We start from the raw sequence: 19,853 nt of genomic DNA, 5'->3' as shown, positions 1-19,853 counted from the left end.
TGTCACCCCGTGACTTGATCACGGGGTCTTATGTTATAGATTCCGTCTTAAGATACCACAGGTACAAGCCACAGTATGACATCATAAGAACCAAAAATCAAAATAGTTAAATTAGGTTATGTAATGAAGTTATTTAGAACTAGAGCCGCTAAAGAATTAAGGTCTAAACAAGATAGACCTACTTCACATTTTATCCCTTATAAATGTCATTGGGATAGTAATACCATTTTAACTAAAGATAATTCGCTTTTACAAGTTATTAAAATAAACGGCTTTTCTTTTGAAACAGCCGATGATGAAGATTTAGATATTAAAAAGAATATACGGAATGCCTTACTTAAAAACATGGCTTCAGGAAATATTGTGGTATATTTCCATACTATCAGAAGACGTAAAGCAGTAATATTTGATGACACAGAATTTACTTATGATCCTACTGTAAAAGTACCAAATGATTTTATTACGTATCTCGGAGCAGAATGGCGTAAAAAACACGCAGGTGCTAGATCATTTTTTAATGAATTATATGTCAGTATTTTATACAAGCCTGATACTGGTGGTGCTGCTATAGTTGAGTATTTTTTAAAGAAGCTTAGACAAAAATCTAATAAAAATGCTTGGGAAAATGACATGAAAGAGATGAAAGACAATCTCCAAGAAATATCAAACAGAATAGTTAATACATTTAGAAGTTATGGGGCTAGGATTCTTGGAGTTCGTAAAACTCCTACAGGTAATTATTGTGAAATGCTAGAATTTCTCTCATCTTTGGTTAATTGCGGCGACTCACCAGGTCCAGTAGCAGTACCGCGTGGTACTATTGATGAATATTTACCAACACATCGCTTGTTTTTTGAGTCTCGTACTATTGAGACAAGAAGTTCGATTGGAACTAAATATGCTGGAATAATAAGTATTCTTGAATATGGACCTAATACTTCTGCAGGGATTTTTGATGGATTTTTGCAAATGCCATTTGAGTTTGTGATGACTCAAAGTTTTATATTTGCTAACAGAACCGTAGCAATTGGTAAAATGCAATTACAGCAAAATAGAATGATACAGGCAGGTGATAAGGCTACTTCACAAATTGCTGAAATATCAACAGCACTTGATATGGCAACTAGTGGTGATATTGGTTTTGGAGAACATCATCTATCACTTTTATGTTCTGCAAATAGTATTAAAGCTTTAGAAGATATATTATCAATGGCATCTGTTGAACTTTCTAATTCAGGAATTCAGCCTGTTAGAGAAAAAATTAACATGGAACCTAGCTATTGGGGACAGCTTCCAGGAAATATGGAGTATATAGTTCGTACATCCACTATAAATACCCTTAATATGGCTAGTTTTGCCTCTCAACATAACTATCCTATTGGAAAAGTGCGAGATAACCATTGGGGCGAATATGTCACAGTGCTCGATACAACTTCAGGTACTCCGTTCTATTTTAATTTCCATGTAAGAGATGTTGGGCATACTTTAATCATAGGTCCGACTGGTGCCGGTAAAACTGTTCTTATGAATTTCTTATGTGCTGAAGCACAAAAATTCAAACCACGTATGTTCTTTTTTGATAAAGATCGTGGTGCTGAAATATTTATCAGAGCTTTAAACGGTGTTTATACAATTATAGATCCAGGTTTAAAATGTAACTTTAACCCATTGCAGCTTGAAGACACTAGTGAAAATAGAACGTTTATTTTAGAATGGTTAAGGGTTCTTGTAACTTCTAATGGTGAGAGTATAACAGCACAAGATAATAAGATATTATCGCAAGCAGTGAGTGGTAATTTTAGGCTGGAGAAAAAAGATAGACGGCTTAGTAATGTAGTAGCGTTTCTTGGCATCGATACACCAGATAGTATAGCAAGTAGAATTGCGATGTGGGTTGGAAATGGCTCTCACGCTAAAGTATTCGATAACGAAATAGATGATATTGATTTGCAAAAAGCTAGGGTATTTGGTTTTGATATGACTGAATTACTTAAAGACCCAACAAGCCTTGCTCCGGTGTTGTTGTATATTTTTCATCGTATAAATATTTCTTTGGATGGACAAAAAACTATGATAGTACTTGATGAGGCTTGGGCTTTAATTGATAATCCAGTATTTGCTCCTAAAATCAAAGATTGGTTAAAAGTGTTGAGAAAACTAAATACTTTTGTTATATTTGCTACTCAAAGCGTAGAAGATGCAGCAAAAAGTAGAATTAGTGATACGTTAATTCAGCAGACGGCTACGCAAATCTTCCTGCCTAACCTTAAAGCTACCGATATTTATCGTAGTGCTTTTATGTTAAGTCAGAGAGAATATGTTTTAATTAAAACTACCGATCCTACAACACGTTACTTTTTGATAAAACAAGGAGTAGATGCAGTAGTTGCTAAAGTAAATTTAGACGGTATGAATAATATAATTAGTGTTTTATCGGGTAGAGTGGAAACTGTTATACTACTCGATCAAATTAGAGAAAAATACGGGAATGATCCGGAAAAATGGTTGCCTATATTCTATGAAGCAGTTAAGACATTGTAGATTTAATGTATTATGGTTACTTGTTGTTGTAAGCCTAAAAAATCGTCATTGCGAGCGACTAAAAGGAGCGTGGCAATCCAGAAGAAATAATAAAAAAATGCTAAAATTAGAATTTTTTACTGGATTGCTTCGTCAAAATTTTCAATTTTTCCTCGCAATGACGTTTATCACATACGAGGGCAAGTAATTAGCCATGAAATTATTTCCTTGTACTTTACTTAAAATTCTAATAGTCAGTTTTATCCTCAATTTTGGAATTACAAGCAAATCATATGCCGATGATACTCTTGATACTATCGTCAATACACTACAAAATTTAACCTGTGAAACACAAGGAGTCGGCGACTTATTACGTACCGAATTTTCTCAAACCTGTATTGTCGCTCCATTTTTTACTTTTGCTATAATGAATCTTGTATCTCCTGTTTTATACATGAATACATTTTTAAAGCTTAGAATAAATGATAATGAATTATTTGGTACACAATTCCCAGGAGGGCAATGTACGCGTGAAAACAGAGCTGACCCCAATGATCTTAAATTAACTTTTAGTTTATGTAGTAATTTAAAACTTGCAGGGGTAAGAGCAAAAGCAGTTGTAGATTCAGCACTTGCCATTGCTAAGGCTGTATTAACCGGCACTGATCCATGGGATGATATAAAGGAAGCTTGGAAAAACAATAAAGCAGATTATTATAATACATATACCCAAAAGCCCGAAGATAGTGGTACAATGTGGGATTTAGGAGTGCCGATTTTTTGGAAAGTTGTTCAAGATAATGATCGTATATGCGTTGGGACATATGGTTTTACGGGTGTAGTACCAGTAGGATGTAAATATATAAAAGAGCCATTTCCAAAATCTATGTATAATAGCTTTATGGATGTAAACGATACAAATTTTATTGACGATCCCAATAATAAAGCTGTTGATCCTTTAGCGTTAGTTTCTTGTAGTGCAGCAGGTGGAGGATGCTATCAAAAAGCTTATAATGCTTCAAGAACTGCGGTAGTTATGACTTCTCCGCTTATAGAATGCATAAGACAAATGATCGCAAGGTTATTAATTAGTCAAGATGTGTGTAGCTTTGATGATGTAAACTCAGTAGTTAATTCAGCTTCAAGGAAGACTAGTGCTTTATTCCAGTTCCAGGTAGGAATGTATAGAATAGTTACGGCTTTCTTAACTTTATATGTTATGCTTTTTGGTGCTAAGATACTTCTTTCAGGTCAAGTTCCACCAAAAAATGAGTATATAAACTTTATATTGAAAATAATATTTGTAACTTATTTTTCAATAGGGTTGAACATAACACCCGGTAGTACTTCCCCTTATGATCGTATGGATGGGATGATTCAATGGGCATTTCCTTTCTTGCTTAATGGTATAAACGGATTAGCAAGTTGGGTTATGAATGCTGCACCATCTGGGCTATGTAAATTTAATGGTCCGGATATTTCATATGATAATAGTGTTGCATATATTGCCTTATGGGACGCATTAGATTGTCGTGTAGCCCATTATTTGGGGTTAGATATGTTGTCTACGCTATTAGTAGAAAATACTTATAAAAGCCATAATTTTGCAAATTTTGACTTTTTTAGCTTTAGTGCTCCTCCATATATCTACTTACTAATACCCGCTATAATATCTGGTAATATGATGTTAGTATCACTAGCTCTTGCCTATCCGTTGCTTGTGATCTCAGTTGCTGCCTTTATGGTTAATGCCACTGTTATGTGTATGGTATCTATAGTAATACTTGGTATTTTAGCACCTCTTTTCGTGCCAATGTTTTTATTTGACTATACACGAGGTTATTTTGATAGTTGGGTTAAGCTAATGATTTCATTTTTGCTTCAGCCTATGGTAGTAGTTACTTTTATGATTACTATGTTTGCGGTTTATGATTTTGGTTTTTATGGAAAATGCCAATATGAAAGTAAATTGATCCATAATAGTGTGGAAAGTGCCCTACAAGGACAAACTTTTAAAAGGGATGTTTTAGTATTTTTTGTTGATAATGATTGGACTAAATATAGTAAGGATGACGCAGCTAGTTGTCAAAATAGCTTAGGCTATATGTTAAATAATCCGATTTCAACAGCTTTTAACTTTGCCAAAGACAGTGTAGAACAAATAGTAGGAAGTAAGCCGAATGAGACTTGTGATCCAAAGGCAGCAGATGCAGATACTAAATGTAATCCAAAGCCAGGAGATAGTAGTACAAGTAGTTTCCTTTCTAAATTCCAGTTTTTATCAGGAGTAATTTTAGGTCCTGGAATGTTCTTTGTTTCTCCTAAGGTACTTTTTGAGAAGATTAAAGATATTTTACTTGCTCTAGTTACAGCCTGTTTTACCTTATATTTAATGTATAATTTTAGTAGTCAGTTAGCTAATTTTGCAGCAGATATGACGGAAGGGGTAGCTCTTAGCAGTGTTGCCATAAAACCACAAGCGATATTTAAGACCGCAATGGCAGGGCTTGCTGCTGCAGGTGCTGCAACCAAAGGTCTTGACCAATTCGCTACCAAAGGTGGTGGCGGTGGTGATTTACTCAGCACTAAAGGTGGAAGAGCCGGTGATTTAGTAAAAGGTAGCGGCGGGGGCGGTGGTAGTGAAGGAGGTGATTCTTTCACATCAGGTGGTCTTATAGAACCTTCTAGTACGGCTGCAACTCCATCTTCTGCACTAAGTTCTGTTGGTAAAAGTGTAGGCGGTACAGCAGCACCAAGTAGTGCTTCTGAAGAAATGCTTGATACTAGCTTTAGTAATAGAAAACCTATAGAAGCACCTGTGTCTCAACCAACGACAGTTTCAACGCAAATTGATACTGCTATTAAAACTGAGCCACCGAAAGTAAGTGCAGCAGAAGTTGTAAGAAGTACTGCCGAAGATAAGTTTGAAGATTTATCAGGTAAGCTTAATGTTACAAAAGAAATTAAAGAAGCTGTACCTGAATCTCAAAAAGAAGAACAAAAAGAACCAAGAGTAAAACATACTACTGAGGTAGAACCGGAACTTAATCTAGATGAAAATCTTGGAGTTACACGTACTATCAGAGGGCTCGATAAGGATAGAAAATTTACCGAACAAGAAAGTCATGAGTTAAAGATAGGTGAGGTAGGATACGTAAAGCAAGAGATGAGAAATGCTCAAATTCGTGATAGAAGAGCAGCGTTTGAGAAAGAAACGGAAGAGTTATATCGTAGTGGGGGAGGTAGAGCAAAAGATAAAGCGACCGAGCGAAATGATGGAACGATTGAAAATAGAAGCAAGAAAATAGATAGCGGTTCCGATGAAAATCCTTAATATTATAAAAATTATTATTGTCGTTTGTTTGGAAGGTTTTGCTTTAACTAGTTTTGCCGGCTTTGGAGATTCTTGTGCCTCGTTGCCGACTACTACAGATGGGTATTTAGAATCTGATACGGCGTATGGTTACATAATTCGTAGTATTGATATGAAAGCAACCGGAGGGAATTGTGATGCAAGCAAGCCGGGTATAACTTTTTGCTTTAAGAATAAAGATGGCAGTAGTGATCCTTGTACTATGTATACTTTAAATCAAGGTGATTCTAAAAAAATTAGCGATTTAAGCAAAGATAATAATCCCGATCTTGGTGCAAATCCTATATTAAAAAATATAATCTTAACAGTTCAAACATGGCAAAATGACATATGTTTGCTTATGCCAACGTCAAGAGGACCAATGCCGGTGGCATGTAAAGCATTAGGTAACACTCCACCTACTCCTCCCCCTGATGATCCTAGCTGTAGTAATATAGGGCAAAGTTGCTATACTGGAGCAAATTATAGTCAATCATTAATTAACTTTTCCGGTCTTGCTGTCCAGTGTTTAAAAGAAACTCTTGATAAAATATTTTTTGTGGGAAATAATTGCGGTTCACAAGATCAAAGTTCTGAAATAATTAATCTTACTGCTTTTCCTACCTTTCAAGGATATTTAAAAAATGCTATTGGAGCTGCCCTGATTCTGTACGTAATGTTTTTTGCATTTAATATGGTGCTTAATAAAGAATATGGCAATCCAGATAAAATAGCCCTTTTTATAATAAAACTTTTATTTGTTACTTATTTTTCTATAGGGCTTGGTCCTCTAAATTTTAGTAGCGGTCAGCCAACTCAAGAGAATGGTATGTTAAAATACGGACTACCTCTTTTAACGGGAATAGCACCGGAATTTGCACAAATTATTTTTAATGCTGCGGGTTCAAAAGGATTATGTGTATTTGATACTTCAAAATACCAAAGTGGTTATCAATTTTATGCTTTATGGGATTCTATAGATTGTCGTATAGGTTATTATCTTGGTTTAGATTTACTTTATAATGTAGATAAAAACGATATATTGAAAAGTTTTGCACGTGGTGATGGTGGTAATAGTAGCGGCAGTATATCTATTCCAAATCTTGGAGATCCTGATAAAAATAGCCCAAATGCTTTAACTTCAGTAGGGTCTTTAAGGTTCTTTACTGTTATGTTTGGTTTCTTCATGGCAGGAAACGTCATTATTCTTATAAGTGGTTTAGTATTTGCAGTAATATTCCTTTCTATACTTTTATATTTTATCACGCATTATTTAGTTTGTATGATTACTATTTATGTAATGACATATGTTTCACCAATATTTATCCCTATGATGTTATTTAATCGTACAAAAGGTTATTTCGATGGATGGCTAAAAGTATCTTTATCATGTGCATTACAACCAGCTGTAGTAGCAGGCTTTATAGCGTTATTAATTACCATGTATGATTCGGCAATATTTAAAAATTGTGAGTTCCTAAGGTATGATTACGAAAAAAATAATATAAAATTTAGTACTTTTGAGCTGAGATTGCCAGCTAATGGTGCAGCGGTATGTGAAGAAAGCTTTGGATATAAAATGCTAAATTATTATGCTGGTAAAGGTTGGGAAGAGCATTTAGTCATACTTTTCCCTATAAAATCAATTGCTAAAGATGTTGTGTCTATTCTTGCAGAGTTGTTGTGCGTTTTGGTATTTTCAGTGATTTTCTATTATTTCTCTAAATCGATAAGTCAGTTTGCTGCTGATTTAACTAATGGTCCAAAAATGGATGCGGTAACGGCAAGTCCAACTAAAATTGTTGATTTAGTAAAGCAAGGAGCAGCTTTTATTAAGGATGCCGCACAAGCAACGCAAGGTAAACCTCCGAGCGGTGGTGATATGCCAGGCGATGGAGGAAGTAAACGTTCAGAAGGACAAAAAAATGATGATTCATTTATCTCAAGCGGAGGAAATAGCAGCGGCGATTCACTATCATCGGGTGGAGGTAAATAAGGTAATATGCAAAGTAACTTAATAAAAGTTTTAGGTGTGCTTGCTATAGTAGCAACCCTTGTTTGCTTCGTTTTTGCAGCACTTGGAATGATAGGAGCAGTAAGTGTTGGTAATGGTTGTTATATGAGGTATGCTCCAGGTGGTAAAGGTGGTTCAGATTCTATAACTAGTACAATTACTCTTAATGCTAATGCTAATTATGTTAATACCTCTACAATGTTACCAGATGGTACTATGCAGCTTACTCCTGATCCTGCTCATTATGGTGAGTGGTTAAATACCCAAGTAGAAGTAACAGATAAGCAAGCAGTATCATTGCAAGTAGTTGGTCAGATTAGTTTATGTCTTGCTTATGTGCCAAAAGATAATTTGCAATTTACTGAAAGTACAAGACCAGGCAAGTCTAATTTGGACGATAATGGCAAGATGATTCCTATTCCTCGTGTTACAGACGTTAATAAACCGCCGCTTTCCTTGATAATGGACGCAAAAAATAATGAGTGGCGTAATATTACTGAAATGTATGCTAATGATAGAATATTAGTTTCGGTGACGCCTAAATATTCTCCTGGTGCAGATGGAACAGCAGGGGTTATGGATGCTTTTAAAGGCACTAACGTTACGGCTGATTGTTCACAAGGTAAAACTGCTTATGATCCGATTTGTGGAAGATACTCTATTTACTCAGGACCATATGTAAATGCTTGTGAATTAAAGCAAAATTATTGGCAAGGTAATAAAAAGCAAAAATGTCCAAATGGTTGCGTTTGGGGAGCGATAGACTGGTGTTATACGGCTTCCTTAGCTTTGTGTACTTACTATTATGTATGCGATTCTCTGCCTGCTTGGATAAATAATTATGGAACAATGCCTGAACCTTATAAGGATGATGGCACTTTTACTTTTAGTTGGGCAAGTAATACTGGGGGTATATTTATTGATTATACTAATCTTCAATGTTCTAATAATGCTAATATTCCGCCAAATGGTAAATGTCCTGATAGTGTAGATAATCGTAGTCCTAAGGATAAAGATTATATAGGTGGATCTGGATGTACTTCAGGCGTATGTAATGTAGGGGAATTTCAGTCACAACGAAGATTTTGGTATACGTCAGATGGTAATGGTAGTAAAGGACCAACAGGCTTAATATGGCAAATAAGTAATACGAGTAACGTAGATTCAACCCTACTTTCTGAACTACAATTTGCTGAATTTGTAACAGCTTCAGATCAGCCTACCGAATATGGTAATGAATATAAAGTAATATATAATATACCATTTAATAGTAATATTGATAAAGGCTATTTACAATATAGGCTCTGGTGTCCAACTTCTCAGAATGCAAGTAAAAATACTGGTGGTTATGTTATGAACATCAAACAAACTAAATGCTATAGAGAAAATGGCAATAGTATAACTGATGTTTTTACTAATCGTGGTCAGGTACAATATTTAGTAATACCAAGTGCAGAAAATCCAAATACCAGCGGTAAGAATTATTCGCCTGGAGCTGCTATAGTAGATAGTGATGGTAAAGCTAATTTTAATGCAGCTGGTGAAGGATATCTATGGATGAAAGTCCTAAACGATCCGAATGATTATAAAGATAGTGAGGGTAGTTATAAAGTACATTTTTCAACTTCTCAGCAAGTAGGAAGCTTTACTATTAAAGTAATGAACCCTTTACTGCAATTATTTAAAGGTAAAGTTAAAGGAGCTACTGAATCTATTTTCCAAAATATAGTATGTTATGGAAGAAATGGAGATACTTCTTCTTGTACCAACTTTTTTAATTATATTAAAGCACTTCTAATTCTTTATGTTATGGTTTACGGGGCAATGTTCTTACTAGGCTTTACAAAAATAAACCAAAAAGATTTAGTAGTGAGAATAGTAAAAATAGGTATTGTTAGTGGACTTATGAATGGTAATACGTTTGAGTTTTTTAATAATTATCTATTTGATACTATTGCTAACTTTTCCGATGAAATTATTTCTAATATGAGCGGATATAGCTTATTTACTACCACTAATACTGTTTCAAATCCTTTCATGTTTTTAGATGCAGTAATGAGTAGAATATTGTTTAGTCAAACATTTATGGCACAGTTACTTGCGTTACTATCTTTAGGTCTTAGCGGTATTATATATTTTATCATTACTGTTATTGCAGTAATGATTGTAATTATAACGGCATTTAGAGCAGCTGCTGTTTATATTATGGCATTTATGGCAACTTGTATACTAATTGGTATAGCACCTATATTTATTAGCTTCTTATTATTTGATTTTACCAGGTATTTATTTGATAATTGGGTTAGATTCACAATTAGATATATGATTGAGCCGGTAATTTTAATGGCAGGTATTATCGTGCTGACTCAATTGTTTACGATATATTTAGATTTTGTGTTAGGTTATAGCGTTTGCTGGAAATGTGCATTACCTATAAAAATTCCGTTTATCGGTACTATTTTACCGGTTGCATTACTTAATGTACCAATCTTTTGTATAAACTGGTTTGCACCTTGGGGCATGGATTATATGTCCGGTATGATGGGTGTGAATATGCAAAATATAGTTGCATTAGTTATTATAGCTTATGGTATGTATGGTTATGTTGATTTTTCTGGTAATATGGTGGCAAAACTAACAAGTGCTGCTGGTCCTTCAGCTACTAGTATGGGTGGTGCAATGTCAGGTGCCGCAGAACAAGGAGCGTTGAGCCAAGTAGGTATGGATAAAAATACAAGAGAAGGTATTACCGGTAGAGCCAAAGGACGGTTAAAGCAACGTAATGAAACTTTAAAGCAAGCTGAGAAAACTAGAAAAAATGCACCAAAAGAAGAGTCGCCTAAAGCGGAAATACCGAAATAAAAAATTATGAAAATTATTAAGAGTTTAATTTTATTAGTTTTGTTTGTGGCATCGCCTGCCAAAGGTGATGATTTTGCTTGGATGTCAAGTGGACTTAGCGGTCTTAAAAATATATTTGGTTGTTTAGAAGTACCTAAATTTACAAGTTTCCAAGAGGGTAAAATAGGTATTAGTTTATCGACTGCTGGAAATTGGCAATCAACAGGTAATACAGTTGAAAAAGGTAAGCTGCTTAAGATTAAGTGGTCTACTGCAGGTCTTACCCCAGAGCCCCGAAAATATTTAGTATTATATAGAATTGATCCAAGGTTTAGTGTTCCGCAAGTCTTTATAAAAACTTATAATTATAAAAACTCGCAATTTGAAGTTGCAGGATTCCCAGGTTTTAGTACAGCAAATGATGGTGTTATACCTCCTGATAAAAACCTTGATGCATTATCATTTACTAAAATGAATAATTATGTTAACTACTTCAATTATGCTAATGGTAATCCAAAAATCCAGGTTAATGCCGGTGATATAGTAAATATTAGCCTAGCTGATAAAGATGATTTTTTTAATCCAAGTACACCAAAAACTCCAAGTACCTTAGATAATATACTAGCTAAAGAACTCGATAGTTCTGTATTTGCTGCTTCTGCTCTTTATACTGAAAGTAATCTAGGTAATTTTGAAAATAGGATAATTTACTCAAGTGCAGAGCAAGTTTGTAATATTATAGATGCTCAAAGAGCAACTTTATGTACTGGTACAGGTTCGGCTACAAAATATACTAATGTTAGTAATGGTGCATTAGTTGGTAAGCCAATGGCTGTAAGAGCATTACAAAATTTTATGAGCATAATTAACTCTTGCCCTGCTAATTCTAATTTAAATGCTAGCCCTGCTTGTTATTATGATCAAGGTAGAGGAATGGTTATTAAAATAGGTGGACAAGTTATTAAAAATCGTGATCAAAGCTTTGTTAATAATGATAATACCCAGAATGGTTTTATGTATTATCAAGCAACTAGTGGTGGTGCTATGGATTTTAGTAGTGATTGGCAGCCTACCGGTATGTTTAATAATTCTTTTTCAATGAATGATTGGAGTAGAAATTTTTCTAATTATAATGATTTTGCAACTTATATAACTAAAGGTAATTGGGCAACTAATTTTTTATATTTTGGTCGTTATGCAATGATTGTTGAGATAGGTAACGGCACAAACACTATTAGCCCTGGTGATCAACAAAATATAACTTTAGAGTATTTAATAACAGCTGATAGTACATTACCTAGTTCATCTACTCCTGGCACTAGCGTCGGTTATGATTTTTCAGGAGATGCACCACAAGATGGATATTTATGGTTAAGAGTAAAAACTCCTAATAGTAATATACAGGGAACAATTAGTGTAGATTACGCTAATTATACTGGTACAACTTGGTTTTCAAATATAGTTTATAATGGTGCAATTAAACCTATTACAGATAAATTTAGAAAATATAGCGAGGATTTTTATTTTAAATTAGTTGCAAATTCTGCAATACAAAATATAGCTAAAACCGCATTAACGCTTTACGTTACTATATTTGGTTTAATGTTTGTTTTGGGGGCTTTGAAATTAACTGCTGTAGAAGTAGTAACTCGTATATTTAAAATAACTATAGTAGCTATTTTGCTTAGACCTGAAAGTTGGAATTTCTTTAATAACAATTTCTTTAGTGCATTTATTAATGGCATAGATTTCTTTGCAACGAATGTTGTAGGTGCTACAAGCTCTAAATCTAATATTTTTGGTTTTATTGATCCTATATTTGATAAATATACTAATGGTAGGATTTGGGGTTTACTGTTTATTCAGCTATTACAAATACATAATGGCTTAGCATTTATTGCTATTATAACCATCTACTCGCTTATCACCTATTTTAGAGCAATACTCGAGGTGATTATAGGTTATGTTATAGCCTTTATAGGCTTGACAGTTATGATTTCATTAGCACCATTTTTTATAATATTAATGTTGTTTGAAAAAACAAAAACTATGTTTGATAATTGGATATCGATTTTATTTAGCTATGTAGTGCAGCCAACAATATTATTAATTTTCTTTTTATTAATAGATCAAATTTTATCAGAACAGCTATTAAAAGTAATTGTTAGAGCTTGTTGGGATACGCTCATCCCAATCAAAATAGGGCTTGATTTATCGAATCTTGGTATTCCATTAAATTTCTCTTTCACTTTACCATTTTTACCAGGAATACCTTTTTTCGTTCCGCAAGTTCCAGATATTACTAGTGCTAACATTTTAACGAATGACACTAATACATTTTTAGTATTATTCACTACAGCTTTATTATTTTATTCATATTGTCTAATGTCATATGGTCTAGTAAGTTTTGTAACCATAGTTGTTGGAATGTTAACGCAAGTTACTCCTGCACGAATAGAAGGTAATTATCAACCACGTGCTAACTCTACAGATTCCATTATGAAAGATATAGGTGCGGTGACAGCCCCGATTAAAAAAGCTGCTCTTGCTCCAGCACGTGTTTTTAAAGATAAGGTAATTGATCAGAATTATGAAGCTAGAAAGCCGCAAGGTGGTGGGGAGCATACAGGTAAGTTTTTTCAAAATCGTAATGATGTGAAACCTGAGCAGACAAAAGAAGAGAAGGATTAATGTCATTGTTAAATGTCATATTGTGGACAAGCCGCAGTATGACAGTAAAAAAGTAAAAATTAAATAAATGAACAGAAATATTTTTATTACATTATTAATATCGTTATTAGCACTGTCGGGGTGCAGCGGGGATACTTGTATCGATCCGGATGATTTTGGTTTTATAAAATTTAATATTTCTTCTAGATATGATCCATCTGAAGTTACTTCAAGACAAGAGGGAGATCAGGTAGCACCATGGCGGGATAGTGCTTATAGGGTAAATGGTTATCCTTTAACTGTTATGGTAAGACCTTGGGATTATATGTCTGGGGATAGAAATACTTCGGGAATATTATCAGCATGGTGTCCATGGTATGGGCAGCAGAATAATTTTACTACCTTAGCTGAGTTTTGTGTTAGACTGCGACCATGTCAATTTACTGACGGTAAGATGTGTCCAACTCCTACGCCAAGAGATGCACCTATTAATAATGCTCCTTGTATACTTACAAACGGAGTAGGGCTTTATTTTTTAATTGCTGATAAAGGTTCTAATCCTAATATGTCGCCAGATTCACAGCGTAGTCCAAAAGGTATAACGCAGCATTTAGGCGAACCAGTTACAAACCAAAATTATGAATTTTATAGTATTAGTAGTACTGGAAAGTTTTTACAAGCCGGTGGTATAAATTACCAATATGGTTGTACTACCCTACCTTGCGATCAAGCTTCAAATTATGCTCAATCTTCTCTATATTTTAAAATTTTAGACAAGTTTTATGATGATAATAGTGGACAATATAGGGTAGTCATAAAATCCGGAGTTAGTGATACAAGACCTGATCCGCTACAGTTTTTAACAAATTTAATAAAGAACGAGTTATTTGGTACTAGTGATAAAGACCCTGGAATTATAAGGCAAACTTATCAGCAAATAATTGAAACACCTGGCTATAGATTGAGTGTTTCAGCTCTTTTAACCCTTTATATAATGTTTACTGGATTTTCCTTTTTAATAGGAAACATAAACATGACTCATGTTGAGCTGGTAGTTAGAATACTAAAAGTCAGTGTAGTTTCAATATTGTTAAGTACAAGTAAAGCTTGGACATTTTTCCATGATTATTTATTTGTATTTTTTGTTGAAGGGGTAGAGCAGATACTGCAAATAATCAATGAAGCTTCTGCTACAGGTCCTGGCTCTCAAAGTTTACTAGGATTGCTTATTTCTCCTCAAACGTTATCTAAATTATTTTCTCTATTATTTGTAGATCCTCTTGGATTCATTTACATTATACTCTATTTAATAGCTTTATATTTTATTTTCTTACTTATATTCAAGGCTACAATTATCTATCTAACAGCTTTAATAACCATTGGTATGATTATAACAATGGCACCGATATTTATTTGTTTTATGTTATTTAATATAACTAGATCATTATTTGAAAATTGGTTAAGGCAATTAATATCATATGCTATACAACCTATAATTTTATTTGTCGGTATTGCTTTTATTTCTATGATTATCAGGACCGAAGTATATTCAACACTTGGTTTTGCTGTATGTAAGAAAGATTTTCCTGATTTAGGACCTATAAATCAAATTTTTGGTAGTTTTACAGAAGATTTAGATTCAAGTATTGGTAATTCAATATTTTATTGGTGGTTTCCAGTACCAATGAAAGGGGGAATTGATAATTTTACTCAAGCAAATATATTAGTCCCTGAGGATTATACCAAATCTGATGATACTAAGTGTTTAGCATATCAATGTATAGATAAACGTTATATTCAATTACCGTTTTTAGATTTAGTTAAAGATGCAAATAGAATTAGTAACTTTATAAATGGTAAATTCGTCCAACTTGATGGCTTGTTATTAATATTTGTTTCTATTTATTTGCTTAGTAAATTTAATGAGACTGCTATATCAACGGCTAGTTTTATTGCTGGTACTTCGGGTAATTTAACAGAGATGCAAGCGGTTAACCAGCAATCTTACAATTCTATTATGAAACAGGTTAATAGACCGATAAATTATGCAACAGGAGTTATTAGTAAGCCGATAAACCGAATACAAGAGCAAACGAGTATGTTTTTTGCTGAAAAATATCAAGATCTGATGATGGGTAGGCTTGAAAATAAAGCCCTCAGTTCTTCGGCTAACAAAGCAGTGCAAAATGAAGTTAAAAGAAAATATGGTATAGATTATAAAGATGTTAATATGGAAGCCGGAGCAGATTATAAAAACGGCATTTCTAAATTGTTAGATAATAAGGCATTTTTACCGAAAGGTGGAGATTTGGATGTAAGGAAACTAGCAACTATGAATTTTGCACGGCTTCGAGATGAATTTGCCAAAAATAAATATGGTGCAAAAAATTATAGCTCTTTAACTAGTGAACAAAAACTAGAGCTTGATAAATTCATGAAATCCGATTTAGGTGAGAAAGGTAAATCAGCAAAAAGCCTACGTGAGCTTGCAAGTGATGCAAGCTTTACTAGAGATTATCAAGACGCTTATAAATATGCCCACAAAGAAATGTCAGGACGAGGAGTCGGATTATTTGGTAAAAATATAGGAGTACTTAGAAGCTGGCAAGAAATGGAAAATCGCGTAAAAACTAAACGTGAATTAAAAGAACAAAAACGTGTAGCTATAGGTGAGAAAATATATGCTGGCTATACAGGATTAAAAAGAGAAGCTCTTACTGCAATAGTTGGTAAAGATTTACGTGATAAATATGAGGGTAATTTAACTAGTGCTGAATGGCATGACTTTGATTATAACGATCCACAGCTTAGAACTTATAGTGAAAGTCTAAAAGATGACGAAAGAGCACGAGAAGTTAAAGAGCTTCAAATGCAGATTAATAAAGAAACGCTTGCTGTTCAAGAAGATATATTATCGCCTGAATATTTAGCAAGATTAAAGAGACCAAGTGATGTAGAATATTATCAGGAATTAGGTCAAAGAAAGCTTATTCATGAAGTGCGTGATAGATTATCTGAAGGAAGTGATCCAGTGATAATGGGTGATAGATTTATGCAAGAAAAAGCTACAGATGATCAAATGCGGACTATGATAGATAATGCTCATCAAAAACATGCAGAATTTATAGATCAAGATCGATATACTCGTCGTCAAGAGCATTACGATATTATGCATGAAAAAGCTCAAGAAAATATCGACAGAACTTATAAAGAGATTAAAGATCATTTCAAAAGAGATGATATTAAGCTTGAGGAAATGCCAGCTTTAATAGCACAATATGAAAGAGAGAAACCAATAGAATCTTTTGATAGTAAGACAGAGCCTTCTCTAGATAAAAGGATTGAAGAAGCAGTTAGTAACTTTAATATCAATGCTAAAAATTATGAATATAGTGCATCGGTGCTTAATAATATAGAAGAAAGAAAGCAGGCTATTACTGATGAAGTAAATACTCAAATTGATCGAATTAATAAATATAGAGAAAATGCTAAAATGCCGAAATACCAGAAACCAGTAGAAAATTCAGGAAGAAAGCTCAGAAAATTAGAAGACCATTTGAGAAATATGAAGTAAAATTCTTATCATTGTGAAAAGGTTATATAATAATTGGCAAAGAAATTTAGGCTCTGTGGACATTTCTAAAAAGATTTAATTTTTGCCTAAAATACCTTAGGAATGTCTATAGAACTTAGTAAAATGCATAATTTAGTTTTGCTTCTACTTGCAATGACGAACTATATTATTTTTTATTCTTACGCTTCAATTAAATTAAATCATAATTGTCCTGATAATTTATAATCCTCAGTAATATCTGTAGAATCAAAAATTGGTAAGTCAAATAACAGTGTTTCTTCAAAGTTAATAGATAATGGTTCTATTATGCTTTCTGTTTCACTTACCTCAGCTAATAAATAACCCGTTGTTTCATAAATTTTCTTAATAGTATTTTGTGAATCGTCAAGAATTTTGCTTGTTAATTGCTGCTTTTCATAAAAAGTATTTATAACTTTTTCAACTTGCTTTAATATTTCATAAATAAGAAAAGCATTCGTAGCTATACCCTTAATTTTAAAATTTGTAAGATCTATTTTAGATGCTTTCAATAATATTACTTTTATTATATAGCTTAATGCGATAAGATAGTGACTTAGAGTATGAGTTAGATTATACTAAATGAAAAACTTATGGCAAAGGCATATTCATACGATTTAAGAATACGAGTAATAAAAAGTTTAACAGATGGTAAAACAATAAAAGAGACTTCTGAGATATACTCTATTAGTAGGAAGACTATAATAGAATGGAAAAAATTAAAGAAACAAACCGGCGATATCAAAGCAAAAAGTGGTTATCATACAGGACATCGTAGAATAATAAGAGACATAGAGGGATTTAAAAAATTTATAGAATTAAATTTTGATAAAACCACCATGGAACTAGCTAACAACTGGAGTCAAAAAGTATCTGCAAGTACGATATCAAGATTGCTTAATAAATTAGGTTATAGTTATAAAAAAAACTTTTCTTCATCCCAAAAGAGATGTTGGTCTAAGGAATGAGTTTATATTGAAACTAAAAACTATAGACAAACAAGATTTAGTATTTATCGATGAATCTGGGATAGAAGATAATAGCTGTAGAGAACACGGGTGGAGCATTATCGGTCAAAGATGTTATGGTGAAAGGGTCTATCAACATAAATCACGGATTAGTATGATTGCTGGGGTGTCTGCCAAAGATATTATTGCCCCAATAATATTTGATGGGACATGTAATAAGGACATTTTTGAAACTTATGTACAAGAGATATTGATCAAAGAGTTAAAGCCTGGTCAGATAGTAGTAATGGATAATATTAATTTTCATAAAAGTACAAAAGTGAAAACGTTAATTGAATCTGTTGGTTGCAGTATTTTATTTTTACCAACTTACTCTCCTGATTTAAATCCTATTGAGCATTACTGGTTTAAAATCAAGAACGAAATAAGAAAAACTGTTTCTAATTTTGAGCACTTTTTTGATGCGGTTTACTATGCTCTTGAAAAAGTCACTACCTTATCGCATTAAGCTATACTATAATATGTTGGTGTATTAGATAATTTAAAGATATAACTTAGTGCGGATTGAGCGAATGTTATTGCTTTAGAAAAACTATTACAAGCTTTATATATATTCCCGTAATCTTTATTTTTCATAAGCTTACCTCCTTCTATATAAAATCTACCATATTTTATGGTAATTGTATTAGTAAATTTAGGGGGGTCAACTTCTATATTTCTTCTAAACTCCATCTAGCTTTAGGACAGAAATTTAAAGGCGTAAATAACCTATTATTATAACGCTCAAGTCCGGCATAAGCAATCATCGCAGCATTATCAGTACATAGCGTTGTGGGCGGATAAATAAGCTTATAACCATGTATTTTGCTACAATTACTTAATACTTCTTGCAAATATTTATTAGCAGCCACCCCGCCGGCTATTACTATATTTTTATTAGAATTATTTATTAGCTGTTCATAAGCCTTAATAGCAGTTAACACTTTGTTGCTTAAAATTTCCCCTACAGTAAACTGAAAACTTGCTGCTATATCGTTAATTATAGTATCGTTAATCTCTTGTAAACTCATTATCAGAGTACGCACTGCCGTTTTAAGTCCTGAGAAAGACATATTACAATCGCCGCTATTAATAATCGGTTTTGGGAATTTATATTTGTAAGGATCACCCAGCTTTGCCATTTTTTCAATTTTAGGACCACCTGGGAAAGGCAAGTCAAGCATCTTAACCACTTTATCAAAAGCCTCACCTACTGCATCGTCTATAGTACTACCAAGAATCTTATATTTTCCAAGCCCAAGTACTGCTACAAATTGACAATGCCCACCGGAAGCTAATAAAAGCAAATATGGATATGGGATGTTATCGGTTAATCTTGCAGTTAATGCGTGTCCTTCTAAATGATTTACTGCAATAAAAGGCTTACTTAAAACGCTAGAGAGGGACTTTGCAAACATTGAGCCAACTATAACGCCGCCAATTAAACCAGGTCCTGAAGTGGCAGCTATTGCCGTAATTTCATCTAAGCTAGTATTGCTTTCAAGTAAAGCCTGCTTCATAGCTTTTTCGAGATTAGCTAAATGAGAACGTGCAGCTATTTCCGGCACTACTCCCTTATAGTCTGCATGTTCTGTATTTTGTGATATGACTATATTCGATAAGATTTTCCTATCTTCAGTTATTATAGAAACACTAGTATCATCACAACTCGATTCAATTCCTAAAATTTTTTTCATTTGAGTTTTTGTAAAAAAGTCATTTTAAAATTTTTATTTACTTCAAAATCCTTAATTGCTTGCTTTAATCTCTGAGCATTTTTAGAGCTTTTTAGCAAATATAAAGTTTCTTTTTCAGCCTTAGAATGTTTATTTGATTTTATAGATTTTTTCATTTTAA

General features: G+C 33.3%; 10 protein-coding genes. 7 read left to right on the top strand and 3 right to left on the bottom strand.

Annotated elements, in window-relative coordinates:
- The first annotated feature begins 123 nt into the window (after positions 1–123).
- The 6 genes from ACICQC_RS08860 (at position 124) to ACICQC_RS08835 (ending at position 16,971) form a co-directional block, all read left to right on the top strand.
- Positions 124–2,541 carry a VirB4 family type IV secretion/conjugal transfer ATPase gene (locus ACICQC_RS08860; protein ID WP_395476739.1) on the top strand — a complete coding sequence of 806 codons (2,418 nt, stop codon included), beginning with the start codon at positions 124–126 and terminating at the stop codon, positions 2,539–2,541.
- A 193-nt stretch (positions 2,542–2,734) separates the two neighbouring features.
- Positions 2,735–5,854, top strand: coding sequence for a type IV secretion system protein (locus ACICQC_RS08855; protein WP_395476738.1), 3,120 nt, complete (start codon positions 2,735–2,737; stop codon positions 5,852–5,854).
- Positions 5,841–7,868 carry a type IV secretion system protein gene (locus ACICQC_RS08850; RefSeq protein WP_395476737.1) on the top strand — a complete coding sequence of 676 codons (2,028 nt, stop codon included), beginning with the start codon at positions 5,841–5,843 and terminating at the stop codon, positions 7,866–7,868. The genes ACICQC_RS08855 and ACICQC_RS08850 overlap by 14 nt, the downstream gene beginning before the upstream one ends.
- Positions 7,869–7,874: 6 nt before the next feature.
- On the top strand, positions 7,875–10,748 hold the full coding sequence (locus tag ACICQC_RS08845; RefSeq protein WP_395476736.1) for a type IV secretion system protein: 2,874 nt from the start codon (positions 7,875–7,877) through the stop codon (positions 10,746–10,748).
- Positions 10,749–10,754: 6 nt separating this feature from the next.
- Complete coding sequence (locus tag ACICQC_RS08840; protein WP_395476735.1) at positions 10,755–13,418, top strand: type IV secretion system protein; 2,664 nt, start codon at positions 10,755–10,757, stop codon at positions 13,416–13,418.
- Between the two features lie 67 nt (positions 13,419–13,485).
- A complete protein-coding gene (locus ACICQC_RS08835) occupies positions 13,486–16,971 on the top strand; it encodes a type IV secretion system protein (protein WP_395476733.1) in 3,486 nt (1,161 codons plus the stop codon).
- 200 nt (positions 16,972–17,171) lie between these two features.
- Here the strand turns inward: ACICQC_RS08835 and ACICQC_RS08830 are convergent, their stop codons facing one another.
- Positions 17,172–17,501, bottom strand: a complete 330-nt coding sequence (locus ACICQC_RS08830) for a DUF5424 family protein (RefSeq protein WP_395476732.1) — start codon at positions 17,499–17,501, stop codon at positions 17,172–17,174.
- 81 nt (positions 17,502–17,582) lie between these two features.
- Between ACICQC_RS08830 and ACICQC_RS08825 the strand changes: the two genes are divergently transcribed.
- A protein-coding gene (locus ACICQC_RS08825) for an IS630 family transposase (protein ID WP_395476242.1) occupies positions 17,583–18,465 on the top strand; the annotation gives its coding sequence in 2 pieces (ribosomal slippage) (positions 17,583–17,909 and positions 17,911–18,465; 882 coding nt in all).
- Positions 18,466–18,667: 202 nt separating this feature from the next.
- On the opposite strand, the gene tsaD is transcribed toward ACICQC_RS08825, so the two are convergent.
- Together tsaD and ACICQC_RS08815 are read right to left on the bottom strand one after the other, a co-directional pair.
- Positions 18,668–19,693: a tRNA (adenosine(37)-N6)-threonylcarbamoyltransferase complex transferase subunit TsaD gene (gene tsaD / locus ACICQC_RS08820; RefSeq protein ID WP_395476731.1), complete on the bottom strand. Its 1,026-nt coding sequence runs from the start codon at positions 19,691–19,693 to the stop codon at positions 18,668–18,670.
- Positions 19,690–19,848, bottom strand: coding sequence for a hypothetical protein (locus ACICQC_RS08815; RefSeq protein ID WP_395476730.1), 159 nt, complete (start codon positions 19,846–19,848; stop codon positions 19,690–19,692). The genes tsaD and ACICQC_RS08815 overlap by 4 nt, the downstream gene beginning before the upstream one ends.
- Positions 19,849–19,853 lie beyond the last annotated feature (5 nt).

It is taken from the genome of Rickettsia endosymbiont of Pantilius tunicatus, assembly GCF_964291875.1.
Lineage (GTDB): Bacteria > Pseudomonadota > Alphaproteobacteria > Rickettsiales > Rickettsiaceae > Rickettsia.
The sequence above is the reverse complement of the archived record's forward strand: the minus strand, read 5'-3'. Positions and strand labels throughout refer to the sequence as shown.